This is a genomic window from Haloarcula sp. Atlit-7R, from assembly GCF_003666065.1.
GTDB lineage: Archaea > Halobacteriota > Halobacteria > Halobacteriales > Haloarculaceae > Haloarcula > Haloarcula taiwanensis.
Genome location: NZ_QXIK01000003.1, coordinates 388,109 through 407,514, shown reverse-complemented (window position 1 = coordinate 407,514; position 19,406 = coordinate 388,109). Strand labels below are relative to the sequence as shown.

General features: G+C 63.3%; 18 protein-coding genes and 1 tRNA gene. 8 read left to right on the top strand and 11 right to left on the bottom strand.

The annotated features are described in order from the left end of the window. Window position 1: 1 nt before the first annotated feature. Entirely contained in the window at window positions 2–1,357 is a 1,356-nt protein-coding gene (gene glnA, locus D3D01_RS09325; RefSeq protein ID WP_101348879.1) for a type I glutamate--ammonia ligase, read from the bottom strand. Between the two features lie 126 nt (window positions 1,358–1,483). Between glnA and lrp the strand changes: the two genes are divergently transcribed. From lrp to D3D01_RS09310, 3 genes are all read left to right on the top strand, one after another. Continuing rightward, the gene (gene lrp, locus D3D01_RS09320; protein WP_121511998.1) at window positions 1,484–1,942 is read left to right on the top strand and encodes an HTH-type transcriptional regulator Lrp; all 459 of its coding nucleotides are present in this window, start codon (window positions 1,484–1,486) and stop codon (window positions 1,940–1,942) included. Window positions 1,943–2,082: 140 nt separating this feature from the next. Next, window positions 2,083–2,679, top strand: coding sequence for a TetR/AcrR family transcriptional regulator (locus D3D01_RS09315; RefSeq protein ID WP_121511997.1), 597 nt, complete (start codon window positions 2,083–2,085; stop codon window positions 2,677–2,679). Further along, window positions 2,676–4,163, top strand: a complete 1,488-nt coding sequence (locus D3D01_RS09310; protein ID WP_121511996.1) for an MATE family efflux transporter — start codon at window positions 2,676–2,678, stop codon at window positions 4,161–4,163. Before D3D01_RS09315 ends, D3D01_RS09310 begins: the two co-directional genes overlap by 4 nt. A 46-nt stretch (window positions 4,164–4,209) precedes the next feature. Here the strand turns inward: D3D01_RS09310 and D3D01_RS09305 are convergent, their stop codons facing one another. Then, window positions 4,210–4,752, bottom strand: coding sequence for a Rieske 2Fe-2S domain-containing protein (locus D3D01_RS09305; RefSeq protein ID WP_199725382.1), 543 nt, complete (start codon window positions 4,750–4,752; stop codon window positions 4,210–4,212). Between the two features lie 97 nt (window positions 4,753–4,849). On the opposite strand from D3D01_RS09305, the gene D3D01_RS09300 reads away from it, so the two are divergent. Both D3D01_RS09300 and D3D01_RS09295 read left to right on the top strand, forming a co-directional pair. Further along, window positions 4,850–5,098, top strand: a complete 249-nt coding sequence (locus tag D3D01_RS09300; RefSeq protein ID WP_121511994.1) for a hypothetical protein — start codon at window positions 4,850–4,852, stop codon at window positions 5,096–5,098. Window positions 5,099–5,368: 270 nt separating this feature from the next. After that, complete coding sequence (locus D3D01_RS09295; protein WP_101351374.1) at window positions 5,369–5,677, top strand: NAD(P)H-dependent oxidoreductase; 309 nt, start codon at window positions 5,369–5,371, stop codon at window positions 5,675–5,677. Window positions 5,678–5,679: 2 nt separating this feature from the next. On the opposite strand, the gene D3D01_RS09290 is transcribed toward D3D01_RS09295, so the two are convergent. Continuing rightward, window positions 5,680–7,200 (bottom strand): hypothetical protein, encoded by a 1,521-nt coding sequence (locus D3D01_RS09290; RefSeq protein WP_101348874.1) that lies wholly within the window; start codon window positions 7,198–7,200, stop codon window positions 5,680–5,682. Window positions 7,201–7,338: 138 nt separating this feature from the next. After that, window positions 7,339–7,833 (bottom strand): hypothetical protein, encoded by a 495-nt coding sequence (locus D3D01_RS09285; protein WP_121511993.1) that lies wholly within the window; start codon window positions 7,831–7,833, stop codon window positions 7,339–7,341. 171 nt (window positions 7,834–8,004) lie between these two features. On the opposite strand from D3D01_RS09285, the gene D3D01_RS09280 reads away from it, so the two are divergent. Continuing rightward, the gene (locus D3D01_RS09280) at window positions 8,005–8,865 is read left to right on the top strand and encodes a transcription initiation factor IIB family protein (RefSeq protein WP_101348872.1); all 861 of its coding nucleotides are present in this window, start codon (window positions 8,005–8,007) and stop codon (window positions 8,863–8,865) included. Here D3D01_RS09280 and D3D01_RS09275 read toward each other — a convergent pair. From D3D01_RS09275 to D3D01_RS09250, 6 genes are all read right to left on the bottom strand, one after another. Beyond that, entirely contained in the window at window positions 8,844–9,560 is a 717-nt protein-coding gene (locus D3D01_RS09275) for a P-loop NTPase (protein WP_121511992.1), read from the bottom strand. The genes D3D01_RS09280 and D3D01_RS09275 overlap by 22 nt on opposite strands. Continuing rightward, the gene (locus D3D01_RS09270) at window positions 9,557–10,321 is read right to left on the bottom strand and encodes a hypothetical protein (RefSeq protein ID WP_121511991.1); all 765 of its coding nucleotides are present in this window, start codon (window positions 10,319–10,321) and stop codon (window positions 9,557–9,559) included. Before D3D01_RS09270 ends, D3D01_RS09275 begins: the two co-directional genes overlap by 4 nt. A gap of 32 nt (window positions 10,322–10,353) precedes the next feature. Then, window positions 10,354–11,163 carry a hypothetical protein gene (locus D3D01_RS09265; RefSeq protein WP_101348869.1) on the bottom strand — a complete coding sequence of 270 codons (810 nt, stop codon included), beginning with the start codon at window positions 11,161–11,163 and terminating at the stop codon, window positions 10,354–10,356. Next, window positions 11,160–11,495 carry a hypothetical protein gene (locus D3D01_RS09260; protein WP_101348868.1) on the bottom strand — a complete coding sequence of 112 codons (336 nt, stop codon included), beginning with the start codon at window positions 11,493–11,495 and terminating at the stop codon, window positions 11,160–11,162. Before D3D01_RS09260 ends, D3D01_RS09265 begins: the two co-directional genes overlap by 4 nt. Before the next feature lie 153 nt (window positions 11,496–11,648). Beyond that, window positions 11,649–11,921 carry a hypothetical protein gene (locus tag D3D01_RS09255; RefSeq protein ID WP_101348867.1) on the bottom strand — a complete coding sequence of 91 codons (273 nt, stop codon included), beginning with the start codon at window positions 11,919–11,921 and terminating at the stop codon, window positions 11,649–11,651. 2 nt (window positions 11,922–11,923) lie between these two features. Further along, window positions 11,924–15,451, bottom strand: a complete 3,528-nt coding sequence (locus tag D3D01_RS09250) for an LAGLIDADG family homing endonuclease (RefSeq protein WP_121511990.1) — start codon at window positions 15,449–15,451, stop codon at window positions 11,924–11,926. Between the two features lie 156 nt (window positions 15,452–15,607). Between D3D01_RS09250 and D3D01_RS09245 the strand changes: the two genes are divergently transcribed. Together D3D01_RS09245 and D3D01_RS09240 are read left to right on the top strand one after the other, a co-directional pair. After that, window positions 15,608–16,759: a BMP family protein gene (locus tag D3D01_RS09245; RefSeq protein ID WP_121511989.1), complete on the top strand. Its 1,152-nt coding sequence runs from the start codon at window positions 15,608–15,610 to the stop codon at window positions 16,757–16,759. Further along, a complete protein-coding gene (locus D3D01_RS09240) occupies window positions 16,759–19,131 on the top strand; it encodes a methyl-accepting chemotaxis protein (protein WP_121511988.1) in 2,373 nt (790 codons plus the stop codon). Before D3D01_RS09245 ends, D3D01_RS09240 begins: the two co-directional genes overlap by 1 nt. 180 nt (window positions 19,132–19,311) lie before the next feature. Here the strand turns inward: D3D01_RS09240 and D3D01_RS09235 are convergent. After that, window positions 19,312–19,384: transfer RNA gene (locus D3D01_RS09235), tRNA-Pro, on the bottom strand. Between the last annotated feature and the right edge of the window lie 22 nt (window positions 19,385–19,406).

Genomic DNA, 19,406 nt, shown 5'->3' with positions numbered 1-19,406 from the left:
TTTAGAACTTCTCGAGGTAGCGGTCGAGTTCCCAGTCGGAGACGTCGACCAGGTACTCTTTGTGTTCCTGACGCTTTGCCTCGACGAAGTTCTCGAAGACGTGCTCGCCGAGCGCGTCGCTGATGACTTCGTCCTGTTCGAGTTCGTCGACGGCTTCGCCGAGATTCTCTGGCAGCGTGGTGATGCCGTACTCCTCGCGTTTCTCTTCGTCGAAGTCGTAGATGTTCTCCCGGACCGGGTCCTCGCATTCGAGGTCGCGCTCGATACCGTCGAGCCCGGCGTGAATGAGCGCCGCGAAGGCGAGGTACGGGTTACACGACGGGTCGGGGAAGCGAGCCTCGATACGGCTTGCGGCCGGGGTTCGGGCGGCCGGCTTGCGGATGAGCGCCGAGCGGTTGCGGTCCGACCAGGCGACGTAGACCGGGGCTTCGTAGCCCGGGACCAGACGCTTGTATGAGTTCACCGTCGGGTTAGTGACCGCGGTGATGGCCGGTGCGTGTTCGAGGATACCGGCGGTGAAGCTCTTTGCCGTCTCGGAGAGGTTGAACTCGTCGTCTTCGTCGTGGAACGCGTTCTCGCCGTCCTCGGTGAACAGCGAGATGTGCGTGTGCATGCCGGAGCCGTTGATCTTCGGGATGGGCTTTGGCATGAACGTCGCGTGCAGGTCGTGTTCGGCCGCGATGGCGCGAACGACGGACCGGAAGGTGGCGACGTTGTCGGCCGTGGTCAGGGCGTCGTCGTAGGTGAAGTTGATCTCGTGTTGGCCCTGTGCGACCTCGTGGTGGGAGGCTTCGATGTCGAAGCCCATGTCTTCGAGGCCGTAGATGATGTCACGGCGCACGTCGGAGGCGAGGTCCTTCGGCGCGAGGTCGAAGTAGCCACCGGCGTCGTTGGTCTTGGTGGTCGCGCGACCCTCTTCGTCTTCCTCGAAGAGGAAGAACTCGGGCTCGGGTGCGGCGTTGACCGTATAGCCCATGTCGTTTGCGCGCTCAATGGCACGCTTCAGGACGCCACGCGGGTCGCCGGAGAACGGCTTACCGGTTGAGGTGTCGATGACATCACAGATGAGGCGGGCGCTGGAACCGCCTTCGACGTTTTCTCTCCACGGGAGCACGGAGAACGTCGACGGGTCCGGGTCCAGGCGCATGTCGGACTCCTGAATCCGGACGAAGCCGTTGATGGAGGACCCGTCGAAGTAGATGCCCTCTGTGAACGCTTTCTCTGCCTGGTCGGCTGTGATCGAGACGTTCTTGATCGTGCCGAGGATGTCGGTAAACTGGAGCCGAAGGAAGTCGACGTTCTTCTCTTCGATCTCGTCGAGTACCTCCTCCGCCGCCTCTGAAAGTTCGCTTGTCATCTTTGGACACCCGATAGGAGCGGTGCTACTACTAAAACCCTGCTGATTTGCGCAAAGGTTTCGACGCTTTCGCCTACATTTGGACATTCGTAAAATTCTAATCCCTGGGGGGCGTCTCCAAGCGTAATGACGTACGAAAATCTCGACCGTGAGTTGGTGAATGCACTTCTGGGTGACGGCCGTGCCAGCCTCCGGAGCCTCGGAGAAGACCTCGACGTGTCGGTAACGACCGTCTCGAACCACCTCTCCGACCTCGAAGACGAGGGGATCATCAACGGGTATACTCCCAAGGTCGATTACGACAAGCTCGGCTACGACGTGACGGCAATCATCCAGCTCAAGGTTGAGGGGTCGTCGCTCCCGGCGGTCACCGAGGACCTCAAAGAGCACAAGCAGATGATTTCGGTGTACGAGGTCACCGGCGACTACGACATCATCGCGGTCGGGAAGTTCACCGACACCGACGGCATGAATGCTCACATAAAGGAGCTGCTCACCGACCCCGACATCAGGGAGTCGAACACCTCCGTTGTGCTCAACGCCGCCAGCGAACACGAGCAGTTCGACCTCGATCTGAAGGAGTAGCGACCGCCCTTCTACCATCGTGCCGAACGCTCTCAGAGCGACAGCTCTCGTGAGTCTGACCCATCGATGGCATGGCATGCACACCCATCCGCAGAGAGTACCGACGAATACTTGACTGACCAGTCAGTTAGTTTCGCGTAATGAACGACGGCGACACGGCCGACGATATTATGGATGCGACCTACCGTGCGCTGTGTACGCACGGCTATGCGGACCTGACGATGCAGGACATCGCCGACGAGTCGGACAAGAGCAAGGCCGCCCTCCACTACCACTACGACAGCAAGCACGACCTCCTCTGTGCGTTTCTCGAATACCTGTACGACGGGTTTGTCGACCGGATCGAAGACCCGGAGGACGAAACTCCACACGCGCGCCTGCTTTCGCTCGTTGACTCTGTGCTTGACAAGCCGGACGACGGGAGCGAGGAGTTCGGGACGGCGATTCTCGAAATCCGTGCCCACGCACCATACGAACCCGGCTTTCGTGAGCGGCTGACGAAATTCGACGAGTACCTCATCGACGAACTCGAAGCGATTCTCGAAGACGGCATCGCTGACGGGACGTTCAAATCAGACCTCGACGCCGAGGAAACGGCCCGGTTCATCGTCACCGTGCTGACCGGCGCAGCGACCGAGCGCGTTACGACCGGTCGCCCGGTCGAGTGTACCAGACGGATGCTCACCGAGTATGTCGAGACACATCTTCTGGACGGCCAGCAGGAGGTCACAGCGTGAGCGTCCGGCAGAAACTGGCTCGGCTGGGTGCGCGACTCGGGAACCTGTTCAAGGGACAGGATGAGTTGGACCTGACCAGTGGCGACATCGGCAAGCCGCTACTGTTTCTCTCGTTCCCCATCGTCATCACGAACCTGCTACAGGTGGCGTATAACCTCGCGGACACGTTCTGGCTGGGCCAGTACTCCACGACGGCGCTTGCGGCCATCTCCTTTGCCTTCCCGATGATTTTCCTGCTCATCTCGCTCGGCATGGGACTGTCAGTGGCGGGCAGCGTACTGGTCGCCCAACACACCGGGGCCGAGGAGCACCGCGAGGCCGAGTACGCCGCCTCCCAGACGGTGACGTTCGCGCTGTTGGCCTCTGTGTTGCTCGGCGCGACGGGTTACTTCTTCGTCGAGGACTTCCTGTCACTGCTAGGCGCATCCAGCGAGGTGCTCCCGGGCGCGACCGGCTACCTGCAGGTCGTCTCGCTCGGGCTGACGGCGATGTTTGGCTTCTTCGTATTCATCTCGCTGATGCGCGGAGCCGGCGATACCATCACGCCGATGCTGGTGATGTTCGGGACCGTCGTCCTGAACATCGTCATCGACCCGTTCCTCATCTTCGGCTGGTGGGTGTTCCCCGAGATGGGCGTCGTCGGCGCGGCCGTCGCGACCATCTTCTCGCGTGGTGTCGCGCTGGTCGTCGGCATCGCCATCCTGCTGTCGGGCAGGCGCGGCGTGCGGATTCACCTCGGCGACATGTCGCCCGACCTGGAGTACCTCCGGAAACTGCTGCGGCTGGGCGTCCCGGCCTCCGTCGAGGGGACCGGGCGTGCGCTGTCGGTCAACGCCATGCTGTTCATCGTCGGGACGTTCTCGGTCACCGTCGTGGCGGCCTTCGGCGTCGGCATCCGCGTGTTCTCGCTGGTGTTCATGCCGGCCATCGCGATGGACCGCGGCGTCGAGACGATGACCGGCCAGAACCTCGGTGCCGAGCGGCCTGACCGCGCGGCGACGGCCAACCACTTCGCCGCGAAGGTGTCGTTCGTCATCCTCACCGTGCTGGGCGCGGTCACTATCTTCGCCGCACCGACCGTCGTCAGCGTGTTCAGCGACGACCCCGAGGTCGTCCGCATCGGGGCCGAGTTCCTCCAGTGGGTCGCCCCGACCTTCGGCTTCATCGGCATCGTTCGGGCCTACTCTGGCGGGTTCCGCGGGGCCGGCAAGACCCTCACCGCGGCGGCGCTGGCGATTACCATGCTGGGTATTATCCGACTCCCGGTCGCCTGGGTCGCATCCCGACCGGTCACGGTCCCAGCGTGGCTTGGCCCGCAGGTCGTCGACCTCTTCGCGTACTCGCTGGCTGAACAGGGTATCTGGCTCGCCTTCGCCGTCTCGAACGTACTCGCTGCTTTCATCGCCGCCGCCTGGTTCCTCCGAGGAACGTGGCGCGACGCCGACGCGCGGGCCGGCAGCGAACCAGCCGTCGCTGACGACTGACGGCGTCGCTTGCTGGGAGACAACCGCAGAAAAACGCAGACGTGAGTCAGCGCCGTTCGGCCCGCTCGAAGCGCTCGTCCGTGAGGTACACGTCGCCGTCCTGTACTGCGACCTCAACACCGTCGAGAGCGTCACCGGCACATGGACCGTGCGTACAGACGCCGTCCGTGGGTTCGAACTGCGCGCCGTGCTTGTGACACACGAGTTGGTCACCGCGGACAATCGCGCCCCGACCGGGGTCCAGCGGGACCTCGGGCTGGTGGGGACAGGAGTTACGCCAGGCGACGACGGCGTCGCCTGCACGATGCAGGATGCAGTTGACACCTCGTCGACCGTCGCGCGCTTCGAACACGAGCGTGCTGTCGGTGGGCACCGAATCGAGCGCGACGATGCGGCGCGGGTCCGCACCGTCGTCGTTGCCGTTGGGTGACCGCTCGTCGTCATCGCCAGGCTGGTCGTTGTCGCCAGTGCCCGAAAAACTGAACCGGACGGTCGCGTCGCCGGCTTCGACCTCGCCACCGTCGTCGTGGATGCGGACCGACTCCGACTCGCCGTCGGTGTCGACGGTCACGTCCACGGGATCACTCATAGCGAGTTGTCGGCGGTTGACGCACATAGCGATGTCGAAGTTGTCCGCAGCATGCCGGTTGCAAAACGGAATTATGTCAGCCCCTCGGAACGTGGGTATGGACCGAGACGACGTGTCCGTCGAAGTCGAAGTCGAGGTAGAGATAGACACAGCGGAACTGGAAGCAGAAGTCGAAGATATGGCGGAGTTCGAAGCCGAACTGGAAGGCAAGGGCGTCGAAATCGAACTAGAAGCTGAAGTCGAGTTCGCCGAGAGCGACGAACACGAGGCAATGGACGAGACGGCGGAGTCGGAAGTCGACGAGGAGATAGACGGGACAGCGGAGAGCGACGAAGATCAAAAGTAGTCACAGACAGCGACAGCGGCGATCGGCAGGACGATCTTCAGTAAGCGAGAGGAAATCAAGTTCCGATCGCAGGTGCGTACCGGTCGGAGCCCGTGGCTCTTCAGCGGTGTGATTGAGAGGGGGCGATCAGTGTTCAGTATCGTCGGCCGTGGCGACGGTTTCATAATGTCACTCTGGACCGTCTAGCCGCGTAGCTACCTCTCAGAGTGCGTACTGAAATTTATTTCTCAGAGTACTCACCAATAGGCACCGGCTATGGACAGGCACACCATGCACGACACGCCACACGTTATCGGGATCAACGGCAGCCTTCGAGACGACATCGGAACCAGAGTCGCCGTTCAGCGCACCCTCGACGCGGCGGCGGGGGCTGGCGCAACGATTGCGCACATCGACCTGCGGGAGTGGGACCTCTCGCTGTTCGACCCCGACACGTGGGCTGCCTTCGAGGACGGCAGCATCACCAACAGAGACATCGCTGACCGCATCGAGGAACTGGGCGAAGACGTCGTCGCGTACGCAGGGATTGCGGACCGACACGGGGAGACAGAGCAGTCGGAACTGGCGACCGGTGACTGAGGTTACTCGAACCAGTCGACGAAACTCCCCTCAAGCAGATTCTCTTCCTGATGACGGATGTAGGTGGCCTGCATCCCCCAGATCGCTTCAGCAAGCGGGACGTTCTCCTCGACGCGGCGGCGAACGTAGTCGTGTTTCCACCGTGCGGGCGTGAGCCGGCGATCGACGCGCTCGCGCAGCGGCCGGATGTAGCTGTGGGCCTCCTCAGCCGAGAGACCGCGCTGTTCGAGACCCTCGCGTGCGTGCTCGAACAGTTCGCCGTATATTTCTTCGGTGCTGGTCGTCGTCGCCCCGTCGGCGGTTATCCACTCGATTTTCGCCCGGAGACCGTTCCGGGCGGCGGTGTAGAAGTTCTTCTTCGCCGTCTCCCAGTCCAGCGACCGGATAGGGTGTTCGAGCTGTGGTAGGCTCTCCATCAGGCCAGCAAAGACAGCGGCGAATCCGATTGCATCGTCGACGGTCGGCTGTGCAGCCAGCGGGCGGAACTCGATGCGAGCGTTGGCCGCCGACCGGGTCGGCCCCTCGAACACCGGCCTGACCCACCGCCAGTACGTGCCGTGCTTGTGTCGGAAGTGGACGAAATCGTCGTCGAAGCGGGTCCCCGACTGTAGTTCGACCGGAACGATGGTGTCGTCCTCGACGATATCGTCGATGGCCGCCTCGACTGAGTCGAAATCCGGCGGAAAACACACTTTCGGTGGCGTCGAATCGCCGTCGGGCGGGTTGAGCACTGACTCGAAGACGCCGATACGGTTCTCCATGTTCGCCCCGGCGACGATCTCCAGATCGGGCGCGTCGTCGTAGAGGTCCGGCGGGAAAAACGGAGAGTTGACGCCAAGCGCCAGCAGCGGCGCAGCAATTCGGAGTGCGTACGTGAAATACTCCGGTAGGTCCGGGGCGTGTGGAATCTGGTAGTGGGGTTGAATCGAGGTGATGAGCGACTCCGGCATCACCGTCTCGGCCTGTAGCGAGACGTGTGGCGCGTCGATTTCGAACGCCGAGGGGTAGTCCGTGTTGGCCATCGTGTGATAGCGGACGGAGTCGGACATGTTCGTCCCGATGCGGACGCCGTTCTGTTCGACGCAGTCACAGAGGTACTCCCGGGCCGTCTCACCGGCGGGTGGAACGGTCCACATACCGTCGGAGACGAGCCGGATACCCTCGTTGCGTACCCGTTGCTGGGCCGGCATCAGCGACGCCTTCAGTTCGTTTCGCTGGGCCGCCAGCCCATGCGTATTCAGCGGCTGCGGACTCGTCTGCATCTCCGCGTTGTGCAGGCCGAGTTCCTTCTCGAATCCGATGAGTTCGAGCAACTGTCGAGGGACCCGCTGGAGCGCGTCGGTCTGCTCGTCAACGGCGTACAGCTCCAGTTCCATACCGACGATCGCTTCCGTGTTGTCGAACGTCCCGTCGCGAACAGCGGATTTGAGCGCTTCGGCTTCCTCGCGCGCCTGTTCGTTGAACGACTCGCTATCCGCCGCAAGCACCTCGGCCACCCGGTCTGCCAGTTCCGAAGCCGACATAACTCCGCGTTTGCAGCCATAGGTGTTAAGCATGCCCCAGACAGGTCGCGAGGAGCGAGACAGCGGTTTCGACACCCCCACAGCAGCTCGCCGATGTTACTCACTCCCGACCTCGCCGAGAGAGTTATGCGCACACCCTCACAACAGCTCGCCGATGTCGCTCATCGTCTCTCTTAACGGGTCCCGTTCCGCAGTCGTCAGTGCGCCCTCGACCGCATCGCGGGCCGCGGGCAACGGCTCGTGCGTTTCGATGTACACCGCCAGGGCAAACTCCTGTTCAGTTACGTCAGCGAGTGCGATGGCATCGCTGCGAGAGAGGTCCCCGGCGAGCCAATCGGCGATTATCTCACGGCCCTGTGGGCCGACCGGTGACACTTGCTCACCGACGAGATGGAGCGTCTTGGCGGCCATCACAGGCGCAACACCGGCGGTGCGGCCCGCATCGCCGACGCTCTTGCCGGCTGCGTAGGCCTCGACGACGGTCGCCGCTGTCGCCGCCGAGCACGGGAGGTCGTCGGCCACGGGAGCCAAGCGCTCCGAGAGCGGCGCGTCCGTTTCGTCGACAGCAGCGACGCCGTGGTCACGCTGGTGGGTCGTGACCTCGACACCGGCAGCGATATCCGACAGTGCCATTAAAAATTTTCTTTTCCGTATTGGAATTTAATGCTGTCGGTATCCCGATAGACTCTGGTACCGACCCCGACAGCTACCTACCGGTTACCGGTTGGCAGTTTCGACGAAAACCGCCCGGAAACCCGTCTTTGCATCGGTTTTTTAACCCGCCATCCAGCCGTAGGTGGAAACATGAGTACGACGGTAACGCAATGTCCGGAGTGTAACGGGTCAGTCAAACAGCAGGGCGTCGAGTCGGTCTGTAGCGGCTGTGGGTTAGTCGTCGGTGAGGACGCCATTGATCCCGGCCCAGAGTGGCGGTCGTTCGACGATGACGACACGGACCGGGCACGCACGGGCGCGCCGTTGACGCGGTCCCGTCACGACCGCGGCCTTTCGACGAAAATCGGCCGGTCGACGCGGCTCAAAGGGCGCAAACGCCGTCAGTTTGCTCGCCTCCGCCGCGAACACAACCGCGCCCAGATCAGTTCGAAGCGTGAGCGAAACAAGGTGTATGCCTTCACCGAGATACGGCGTATCATCAGTTCGATGGCGCTCTCAGACGCAATCAGAGACCGAGCGTGCGTGCTGTTCGAATCCGCACAGAACGAGGGCCTGCTGCAGGGACGGACGCTTGAAGGGTTCGCAGCCGCGGCCATCTACGCCACTTGCCGAACCGAAGGCGTTGCCCGGACCGTCGACGAACTCTGTACTGTCGCCAAAGCGACCCAGGCAGAGCTTCGCGCGGCGTACGACGCCCTGAACAGAGAACTCGGGTTACCGACTGGGCCGATTGACCCCCGCGAGTACGTCCCCCGGTTCGCAACGACGCTGGACCTGCCTACGGAAGTGCGACAGCGCGCAGAGCGGCTCGTCGACGTGGCACAGGACCGTGGACTGGTCAGCGGGCGCAATCCGGCCGGTGTCGCTGCGGCGTGTCTCTACACCGCAGCCCAGGAGCAGGACGTGGCGCTCACGCAGGCCGAAGCAGCAGAGACAGCAGACGTAACGCCGGTCACGTTACGGGGGACCTACACCGAGCTACAGGAGTAAGCGGCGTCGGCGAGCGCTTCAAGCGAGTGTTTGGCCGGCGTGTCCGGGGCTATGTCTCGAAGCGGCTGTCCGTGCGCCTGTGCCGTCGCTAGTGGCTCACTTTCCGGGATGGCAACGACTGGCGCACCGAACCGGTCTGCGGCGGCGCCGGTCGCAGAGTTCGGACCGGCTCGGTTGAGAACGACCCGACAGAGTCCGGCGTCGAGTTCGCGGGCCAGCGCCCGAACCCGGAGCGCGTCGGCGAGGGCCGCACCTTCCGGCGTCGTGACGAGTACCGCGGCGTCGGCGGCTGCAAGGGGCAGCCCCACGTCGGCGTGCAGGCCGGCTGGCGAATCCACGATGACCCAGCGATAGGTCCGCTCCAGCGCGGCGAATACGTCTGTGAGGGCCTGCAAATCGGTACTTCGAGCGCCGGCCAGCGTTCGTCCGCACGGGACGAGAGTCACGGGACCGTCCTCGCGGACAGCCTCGTGTGGGTCGGCGCGGTCAGCGAGAACGTCGTGCAGGTCGGGACCGTGGCTGGACGGGAGGTCCGCCATCCCAAGATCGCCGTCGACGACGACGCTCCCCGCGTTCGGGTTCGAGAACGAACCCCTGCTGTCAGCCCGTTCGAGTTCGTCGAGTTCCGCCGCGAGATTGTACGCGACAGTCGACTTGCCGACGCCGCCCTTGCCGCCGGTGACTGCCAGAATCATGCCAGCCGGGCCAGCGTTTCGGTCGGCACCGTGGCGGCCGCTCGTCGGTCGGCGAGCCGCTCGGCCCGCCGGGCCAGCGCCCGGAGCATTTGCTCGTCAGTATCGCCGCGTGCCGCAACCGTCCGGACGCCGGAGAGGCCGTCTGCCGCGCGAACTGCAGCTGTCGCCGCCGACAGCGACTCTGCCTCAGCCAGCCGCTCGGCACAGTCTACCCGCCGAGCAACGGTTTCGAGCCACTGCAAGACCGCATCGGGGAGTTGCTGCTCCGGACACCGGCCGGACGCCCCCGGCCCGGTTGACTGATGACTTCCCTCTGGCAGTCGTTCGATGTCCCGCCCGGGTGTGGGGCCGAGCGGTCCAGCGCTCGAGGTTTGGGATACGTGGGCCGACTCAGCTGTTGGCACAGCATCAGAAGGCGGTGACGGGTCACCCAGCTCTCTGAGTACGGCAGCTGCAGAGTCGAGTCGCTCGTCGGCGATAGTAGTCTCAGGCGCTGGCTCGGCACGCACCAGCTCCGCCGGCTTGGCGGCCGGCGGGGCCGGCGTCGCGTACCCGAGCGCGTGTGTCCCCGGCCTAACGACTCCCTCGAACCCACCTTCCGACCAGCCGGCCTCAGGGACGCCCTGCGTCCTCGGTGGCCAGAGCGGACCATCGAGACGGTTCTGAACGGTAATTCGAGTCGGTTCGAGGATGTCGCCGACAGTGGCCGTGACGAGCGTCACGTCGTCGACTCGCTCGGCGCGACAGTCGAAGGTAACCATAGGGTCGGTGGCCTGGCCCTCTGATTTAAAAGTCAGCAACGAACGACAGGGGCGTCGAGACAGTCTGATGCAGCTGTCGGCGATCTGAACCGGTTCGTTTCGAGGACGACCGGTGCGGGCGTCTTCGCGAACCGGAGCACGCCCAGAGCGGCCGTTACTGGATCGGCGTCGAACGGGCTGTCCGGAACTGGCCCCGGAACGGTGTCGATGGCCCGAGCAAACGTCTCGGTACATCGGTCGACGAGAGTTGCCCGAGCGCTCCGCCGGAGGTTGGCCAGTTCGTCGGCAAACCGACGCTGTTCCTCCAGCGTGTCCCGGTAGGCGCGTGCCCGCTCCCGGCGGAGTTCGCGAGTTTCGCTGACGGCAGCCCGCCGCGTCTCCCGTTCGCTCAGTTCCGTTGCCGCGTCGCGGAGGGCGGCCTGTGCCGCTTCGTCGTCTGCACCGACCGCCTGCCGAGCGGTGAGACGCCCGCGGTGGGTAGCGACCGCTTCCTGCAGGCCGTCGATGGTCGACTCCGAGACCGGGTCGACAGGGTCCGGCAGCTCCGGCGGCGAACACTCAAGCTTGGCCAGTTTTGCGCGGCAGTCCGCGATAGCGTCGTCCTGCGGCGTCTCGTATCCCCGTGACCGGGCGGCAGCCGCAAGTGCAGTTCGCGTTCGGAGTCCCATCGACGGGTGGACGTGTCCGGCGTAAACGTACACGGCCGGCGGTTCCGGACAGGACACAGCCGGAAGGCACCGCCGTCCGCGGATGCTCGCGGCGACGGTCCGACCGTCGACGGTTCGGGCACGGAGGTCGACGACAGCACCCGTATAAGTAGTTCCAGCGACGCGGAGCTTCACAGGTTAACGCCTCGGAGTTGGTCCGGGTCCGGGAGATCACGTCCCGACGCGAACCGCTCGTAGGGCGTCGCCGGTTGCTCGCGTGCCTCGTACCGCCTGGCCGCCTCACGAACGTGTTTCGGGACATCCGTCGGTTCGAACGGCTCAACGCGCTCGATCTGAACGTCAAGCCCGTGTTTCTCGTGGAGTCGGAGCGCCTGAAACGCCCCGAACTCGGTCCCGGAGAACAACGCTGCTCTCCCGAACTGCCGAACGACACAATCTTCGTGGGCACGACAGACGTTCCGCAGGTCTCTGCGTGCCGGCCGGGAGTACGTGACGACGAGTAGCACTGGATAGACATTGCTATTATTGCTATAAAATTTTACTGAATTGAAGTAGTTTTATAGTGAATATATGAAGGTCTGGAGGAGAAAATAGATGGTAATCGGGACAAACGGTACAGCCTTCAGAAGAAGTCGACAGTCCCACGACCCCGAGGCGGCCTACTCGACGGCCGTGACGGTGAACTCACCGGCGTCCGAAACGAGGTCTCGAACCCGTTCGCGGGCTGCTGTCTCGGACGGCGCAAGGACAACGAGCCCGTCAACGGCGGCCCCGCCGCTCGCCCGGTATGCCTGCAGGTCGCCCTCGAACTCAGTTGCGTAGGTCCGGAGCGTTCCGCGAACGTCCCGTTCGAGGTCACCGAGCGATTTCGACCCGGCCTCGAAGTCGGCCAGCGCCTCTTCGATGTTGCGGAGTGCGGAAATACGGTCCATATTCAGGTCGTCCGGAGATGGTCCGTCCGGGGCTCGTACACCTCGCCCTTCTGTTTCAGCTTGTCAATCTCGTGTTCGGCCTTGGACTCGTCGATGCCGACCTCCTCCGCGCGCTCGATGACCACGTCAGCGGGTGCGCCCTCGTCGTACTCGTCCTCGATGTCGGAGATGATGCCCTTGATGTTCTGGATGCGGTCGCGCTGGGTCTTGGACTGGCCTGTCTCGACCACATCGGCGTCGAACTCGCCGGTTTCGGGGTCGACCCCGATTTCTTTCAGGCAGTAGTGGGCGATGTCGACGGCCCGGTCGGCGTCGGCCTCGTCGACGGTGTCCGACAGCCGAATCCGGGCGGACGCCTCGGCAAGCCGGACCAGCGCCTCCAGTTTCCGGGCGGTGACCGGGACCGGCGCGTCTTCGTCCTGGCCCTTGAGCCGCAGGTCGACGTAGAAGTCCTCGATTCGCGATTTCGCATCCTCAGTCATCGTCGGGAAGCAGTTGCGCTTCGCGTAGGCAACGTACTTCCGGAGGAGATCTGGTTCGATGGTCGGTGCGACCTCCTCGGTGACCGTGTCGACCTCTTCCTCGCTGAAATTCGAGGTCGGATTCTGCGTCCGGTGGGTGTTGAGTTCGCCGGCGTAGTTGGTCTGGATGATGTGTTCGGCGAGGTTCCGGTCGGCCTCCTCGTCGGGCTTGTCGGTGACGGTGAAGATGAGGTCGAACCGGGAGATAAGCGCCGGTTCGAGGTCTATCTGCTCGCCGATTGGTTCGTACTGGTCGAAGCGGCCGTACTTCGGGTTGGCCGCGCCCAGCAGCGAACAGCGGGACTTGAGCGTCGCGTTGATGCCGGCCTTCGAGACGCTGATTCGCTGCTGTTCCAGCGCCTCGTGCATCGCCGACCGGTCCTCCGGCGTCATCTTGTCCAGTTCGTCAATGGCAGCGATACCCTGGTCGGCGAGCACGAGTGCGCCCGCTTCAAGCGTCCACTGCTGGCCGTCGCCGAAGTCGTCGCGCACGGCCGCGGCGGTCAGCCCCGCGCTCGACGACCCCTTCCCGGAGGTGTAGACAGAGCGGGGCGCGATATTCTCGATATATGATAACATCTGGGAGTTGTGCGAGACAACCCCGTTAGTGAGGTAATTGTGCGTGCCCTCGATTTCGAGGTCGTAGACCCACTCTTCGTCGTGGTCGATGGGTTCTATCGATTCGATTCGGTCCCACGCGACGTCTCCTTCGACGAGTGCAGTGAGTGCATCCAGGTCTTGACGGAGTGAGCCGGTTCCGCCCCCGTCGCTGGCCGCAACGTCACCGGACGGAGGCTCGTGACTCATCTCAGCTAACCGCGTCTCGAACGCATCGAGAACCGATTCGAGACTGTCACGACTCGGGTTTCTGCGCCCCCGTTCGTAGTGTTGATACGTCGACCGTGGAAGGCCACATTCGGACTGCGTCAGTCCAAGCGTCTCCCGGATGCGACGGAGTTCCGGACCCAGAGCAGGGACGGTATCCAGGTTCGTATCTCCGCGGGTGCCCTCGAATTTCTGGCAGGCCTCAGTCTTTCGCTCCGTAACGAATCCGATGGTTTCCGCGTACTCGTGGACGGACTGCCCGGAGATGCGGAGCCGGTAACTTCCGTTGTTTCGGGATTGGAGTTGCGCCGTGATTCCCTGTGTCACGAGGAGTGTCCGGACATCTTCCAGCAGCGGTTTACTCATCGAAGCAACGGTAATTTCCCGTTGTGACTTCGAGACGTGGCCCTCCCCTTCGATATATCCCCGAAGGAATCCGGAGCCGACGTCGTCGCTAGCCCGCATGATAGCTCGCGGAACGCGTCTGTCCGCCGACGACGCGAGCAGCGTCTCGTCCAGAGATGCGAGGAAGCTCACGAACTCACCGGCCGAACACAGCAGTTCGCGGGCAGCCTTCCCGTCGTGGGAGTCGCGCTCCGTGACGTTGAGATTGAGCGACTCTAGAACGGATTTCGCGTCATCGAGCACTTCGGAGTCGTTGTTCGTTATCGAAACGAAGCCGGTGTTGTCCGGGCGCTGTTCGACGTACCCTTCGGCGACGATGTATCCGATGAGCCGGGCCAGTTCGGGAGTCCACGTCGCCGGCAGGTCGAGGTCGACCCTGTTGTTCGCCTGTGATTTTCGGAACGTGACGTCCAGTTCGTCGCAGGCGGCTGTAGAGAGGTTCCGAGGGACTGCGATGTGAGTCCCGGTCTCCAAGTCCTCGGCTTTCCTGGCCTGGAACCGACCGGCGGATTGGACAAACAGTGGATGGGACGGAGTGACGTCGAGTTCGTGCCCAGTCGCGGTCCGTATCCGATACAGGGAGTCCGGTGCTTCGCGTTTCCAGACCTTTGTCGCTCGCTGGGCGGCTATCGTTCCGTCGGACTGGAGTGACGGGACATCGAAATCAGCGGTGTCCCACACCCCGTCGTCGACCGGTTTGGGGTCGTCCAAGTTCGATTCGACGAGCTCCCGTATCGGGCGTTCGTGACCGTCTGCGAGTGTCACTCTGGTATCACCGTGAACGCATTTCCCCGTCCCAGGGTCACCTATCAGCAACATATGGAGGTCCCCGCGTATACGCGAGCCGTCAGGAAGCTCCTTGGTCACGCCCGAGAAGAGCTGGAGCATCATCGCGAGCTTCTCCTTCTCGTAGCCGTAGATGGAGGGGGCGATAGCGCCGACCATCTTGTCGTAGATGTCGGATTCGTTGGAGAGTTCGACGATTTCCTTCTTGTCGGCGTCGGTGATCTCCATATCCTCGAACTGCTCGTCCTCGATTTCGACGCTGATACCCTCCATGTAGATGTCGAACATCGGGGACTTCTCGTTGTCCGATCCCCGCTGGTCGAGTTTGAGGACACCGGTCACGCGGACGTGGTCGCCCGCGGTGACGTGGCCCGTGATGTCGTCCTCAATGTTGACATCGATAGACTGGGGCGTCTCGCCGCCGCGGAGTCCTTCGGGGGACTCCTGGACGCGGAGCTTCTGGGCGTCGATAAACTGAGACTGGTCGGTGTTGAGCCGGAACGGCCCCTGTCGCTCACAGCCCTGACACTCGTGGGGCTCCTGAAAGTCACCGGCAGCCTGTGGGATGCGCGTGAGTGTGCCACAGCGCTGGCACTCGAATGCGGCCTCGATAACCTTCGGCCGCACGTCGGTCGCCTTCCGAATGATGCCCTGGACGGCGACGAGGTTGCCGTGGTGTTCGTGGCGCAGGTCCCGGATGTCCTCCGACTCGGGGAGGTTCCGGACGCGGACGTGAGCCTGGCCAAGCGAGACGTCGACCGGGAGGTCGTACAGTCGAAGGGCCTCCTCGGCGTACTCCTGAATCTGCTCTGGCTTGGTCCGGTAGTCGTCCGCCAGGTCCGGATCGAAGCGATAGAGGTCGTCCCAGTCGATATACAGCGATTTCTGGTCGTTCGGGTATTTCTGGGCGAGCTCACCGATTTCGTTGCGGTAGTAGTTGCGGTAGAACTCCTCGAAGCGGTCGATGAGTTCGGTGTTCTCGGCGGTCGCCATCTGAGTGGACAGTGGTTGTGCCCACTGGCCTAAGAAGGTTCGCAAACCGGGGTGGAACTGAACCGCGGCTGTACGGGGGTGGTATTAGTATCAGTGTCGAGAACTGGGACCAGTATTTTTTGCTGGTATACCTGGTCCACTCAGAATAGAATAACCGTGCGTAAACAAAAAATCACAAGACGGCGGCTTCTCGCCAGCGGTAGCGTGGCTGCAACCGCAGCGTTCGCTGGCTGCGGGAGCCGCTTCGAGAGTTTTGCGGGGAGTGGAGAGGCAGATGAAGTGGCCAGCGACAGCCAGCAAGCGACCGCCAGTGGCATCGACGAGAGCGATGCGGCGGCGACTGTCGGAATGGTGTACGCGCTGGGCGGACTCGATGACCGCTCGTTCAACGATGCGGCGAACCGCGGCATTCAGCGCGCGCGGCTCGATGACGGGGTCGAATACACGAACCACGAGCCAACCAGTGTCGCCGGATTCGCCGAAGTACAGGCTGAGCTGGCGAGTTCGACAAACCCGTCATACGACCTGATCTGTTGTATCGGCTTTCTGCAGGCTGAGGGGCTATCTGAGACTGCAACGGAGTACACGGACCAGCAGTTCATGATCGTCGACTCTGTCGTGGATGCCGACAACGTGGCGAGTTACGTGTTTCGAGAACACGAGGGGTCGTTCCAGGCCGGGAACCTCGCTGGGCTGCTCACGACCAGAGATATCGACCTCGGGGCAGGCTCGACGAACCCGGACGAGACGACCGTCGGATTCGTCGGCGGCCTCGACCAGCCCCTCATCCACAAGTTCGAGGCCGGCTTCAGAGCCGGCGTCGAGTACGCCAACACGGACGTCGATGTCCTCACGGAGTATCTCGGGAATTTCGACGACGTGCAGGGCGCCCGCGACATCGCAGCCGGGATGTACGATGATGGGGCGGATATTGTCTGCCACGCAGCGGGTGGTGCAGGTGTTGGCATCTTCCAGGCCGCACAGGCCCACGGCCGGTACGCAATCGGAGTGGACTCAGACCAGTCTCGCAGTAACCCCCGGTACGCTGATGTCGTGCTGGCGAGCATGGTCAAGCGGGTGAACGTCGCAGTCTACGACGCGGCGACGGCGACGGTCGCGGACAGCCTCCCCGCTGGTGAGGTCGTCTCTCTCGGGCTAGATAGTGACGGGGTCGGCATTGTCTATGGCACTTCCCTCGAGCCGGCGATTCCCGATGACGTCAGGACGGCACTGTCGACATCGCGGGAGCAGATCGCCGCCGGCGACATCGTCGTCCCCACTGAGCGCTCCAGCACGGGTGGTGCCTGATGGCGAGCGGTCCGCTCGATGAGCTGGCGAGCGCACTTGATCGGGTCGCCCCCGAGTTCGTCCGGCAGCGGTTCGCTGCGAAGTTCGCTGTCGCGTTCCTCGCCGTGTTGCTCGTCATCGCGGGCGCTGGCGCGTTCACCTTCCAGGCGACATCAACAGCAGTCGAGCGCCAGACGACCGGACAGCTCGCTGAAACCAGCCAACTGGAAGGGGACGCTATCGGCTCGTGGGTCGAGCAACAGCGCACGCACACGCGCTCCGTTTCGCAGGGCGAGCCGCTCCGGAGCGACCGGCGCGCCGCGGCGTACATCCTTCTGCAGGACCAGCTACTGCCCGACGATGTTGTCAGTATGCACCTCGTAAACGACACACGTGGCGAAGTAGTCGCCAGCACGGAACTCCCGCTGGAGGGGCGGTCGCTGTCAGACCTTGACGCGCCGTGGACGAACGCCGAAGTGCCGGAAGGGCCTGGGAACAACACTCAGGTGTGGTCGAGTAGTCGGTCGTACCGCTCACCGGTCCTCAACGACGAGCCCGTGATGGCGTTCGCTAGCTCGGTCCCGAAGCGTGACGGCTCGCATCTCGTCGTCGTCACGCGCATCCAGAGCCAGGTCGACCGCCTCAGCGATACGAACTCCACGAAAGAAACCACGATTCTGAACACCAACGACGAGACGGTACTGAACATCGACCGCGAGTTCGATGCCGACACCCACAGTGAGAGCCTCGCAGCGATCCGCGACGCAAACGGTACGGCAACACCGGTGACAGCAGTTTCCGATGGTCGCGTGTACGCGTTCGCACCCGTCCCGACGACGAACTGGGTCACGGTGACGAGCCTGGACACGGCGCAGGCGTTCAGTGTCCGTGATACGGTCGGGCAGACGGTCGGACTGCTTGTCCTGCTGGCGCTCGTTTCGTTGTCGGCTGTCGGCCTCGTGCTCGGGAAACGGACTGTCGACCCACTGAAGCAGTTGCGGGACCGTGCCGAGCGCATCGAGGCCGGCGACTTCGATGTCGACCTCGAGACGAACCGCGCCGACGAAATCGGTCGCCTCTACGGTACCTTCGACGATATGCGGCTCTCACTCCAGAACCGTATTCAAGAAGCGGAGGACGCAGTCGAGGAGGCGAAGACGGCGCGAGCAGAAGCCGAAGAACTGCGTACGGAGGCGGAGGACGCACGGGCAGAGGCAGAGGAAGCCAGCCAGCGCCTCCAGGAGCGCGCTGCCGAATACAGCGCGGTGATGCAGGACATCGCCGACGGTGACCTCACGAAGCGACTCGACGAGGACGCAGAGGAGACAGCCATGCGAGAAGTCGCGGTGGAGTTCAACGCAATGCTCGACGGGCTCGAAGCCACCGTCAGCGAGGTCGCGGCGTTCGCCGACGAAGTCGCGGATGCCACGATTGAGGTCGCGACTGGGGCCGAGGAAATCGAGACGACGAGCCAGACGGTCAGCGACCGCATACAGGAGATCACAGACGGAGCCATCAGACAGCACGACGACCTTGAGGAGGCCGCCGCCGAGATGGACGAGCTATCGGCGAGCATCGAGGAGGTCGCAGCGTCGTCGACGACGGTTGCAGAGACGGCCAGGGACGCCGTCGACCGTGGCGAAACCGGCCGGGAAGCCGCTGAGTCGGCCATCGACGACATGGCGGAAATCGAGTCCCGGTCGGCAGACGCGGTCGACCAGATTCTCGATCTGCAGGAGCGTATGGACGACATCGGCGAGATTGTCGACTTCATCACAGATATCGCCGAACAGACGAATATGCTCGCCCTGAACGCCAACATCGAGGCCGCCCACGCCGACAAGGACGGCGAGGGGTTCGCTGTTGTTGCTGACGAGGTCAAGAGCCTCGCGGAGGAGACAAAGCAGGCGGCAGCAGAGATAGAAGCCGAAATCGCGGCCGTACAGACGGAAACCGACGAGACTGTCACCGACATCCGCGCGACCAGCGACCACATTGACACCGGTGTCGAGACTGTCCGTGAGGCTGCCGATGCGATCGAGGATACCGTCGACGCGATAGAGAACGCCAACGACGGTATTCAGGAGATCGCGGACGCCACAGAGGACCAGGCCGACGCGACGCAGAGCGTCGTCCACCGCGTCGACGGGGTATCCGAGATCAGCCAGAACGTGACGGAGGACGCAGAGCAGGTCTCGGCGGCCGCCGAAGAGCAGTCCGCGTCCGTCGCCGAAATCGCCCAGAGCGCGGATGAACTCCGCGACCGTGCCGACTCGCTGGCCCGGACCGTCGATCAGTTCGACACCAGCGGCAGAGCGGTCGAGCGCGGCGATACCGCCGGTGTCGGCGGGGAGCGCACCACGCGTTCGGCTCCCGACAGGACTGACGACTGACGCGACGTGCCATCGCGGCGGGCTCTTTTCACAGTGTTGTTCGGAAAGTCGTTGCTGGACAACGGTAAGGACCGGCCACGAAGACGGGTGAGAGCAGCGACGACAGCAGGCGACTGGCAGTACAGACCGCTAGAGAGGAGCGGGAGAAGCGACAGAACGGTCGCATTCGGAATCCAGCTATGGGATCGCCCAGATTTGAACTAGGGGCGCGGGCACCCAAGGCCCGAAGGTTACCAAGCTACCCCACGATCCCGTACTACCACCTCGACTCGACA

What these genes read in the sequence shown, in the direction of transcription:
- D3D01_RS09250 (WP_121511990.1), bottom strand. Translation starts at nt 15,451, where the DNA reads ATGGCGACCGCCGAGAACACCGAACTCATCGACCGCTTCGAGGAGTTC.
- lrp (WP_121511998.1), top strand. Translation starts at nt 1,484, where the DNA reads ATGACGTACGAAAATCTCGACCGTGAGTTGGTGAATGCACTTCTGGGT.
- D3D01_RS09300 (WP_121511994.1), top strand. Translation starts at nt 4,850, where the DNA reads ATGGACCGAGACGACGTGTCCGTCGAAGTCGAAGTCGAGGTAGAGATA.
- D3D01_RS09285 (WP_121511993.1), bottom strand. Translation starts at nt 7,833, where the DNA reads ATGGCACTGTCGGATATCGCTGCCGGTGTCGAGGTCACGACCCACCAG.
- D3D01_RS09295 (WP_101351374.1), top strand. Translation starts at nt 5,369, where the DNA reads ATGCACGACACGCCACACGTTATCGGGATCAACGGCAGCCTTCGAGAC.
- D3D01_RS09275 (WP_121511992.1), bottom strand. Translation starts at nt 9,560, where the DNA reads ATGATTCTGGCAGTCACCGGCGGCAAGGGCGGCGTCGGCAAGTCGACT.
- D3D01_RS09290 (WP_101348874.1), bottom strand. Translation starts at nt 7,200, where the DNA reads ATGTCGGCTTCGGAACTGGCAGACCGGGTGGCCGAGGTGCTTGCGGCG.
- D3D01_RS09255 (WP_101348867.1), bottom strand. Translation starts at nt 11,921, where the DNA reads ATGGACCGTATTTCCGCACTCCGCAACATCGAAGAGGCGCTGGCCGAC.
- D3D01_RS09315 (WP_121511997.1), top strand. Translation starts at nt 2,083, where the DNA reads ATGAACGACGGCGACACGGCCGACGATATTATGGATGCGACCTACCGT.
- D3D01_RS09240 (WP_121511988.1), top strand. Translation starts at nt 16,759, where the DNA reads ATGGCGAGCGGTCCGCTCGATGAGCTGGCGAGCGCACTTGATCGGGTC.
- glnA (WP_101348879.1), bottom strand. Translation starts at nt 1,357, where the DNA reads ATGACAAGCGAACTTTCAGAGGCGGCGGAGGAGGTACTCGACGAGATC.
- D3D01_RS09270 (WP_121511991.1), bottom strand. Translation starts at nt 10,321, where the DNA reads ATGGTTACCTTCGACTGTCGCGCCGAGCGAGTCGACGACGTGACGCTC.
- D3D01_RS09305 (WP_199725382.1), bottom strand. Translation starts at nt 4,752, where the DNA reads ATGAGTGATCCCGTGGACGTGACCGTCGACACCGACGGCGAGTCGGAG.
- D3D01_RS09280 (WP_101348872.1), top strand. Translation starts at nt 8,005, where the DNA reads ATGAGTACGACGGTAACGCAATGTCCGGAGTGTAACGGGTCAGTCAAA.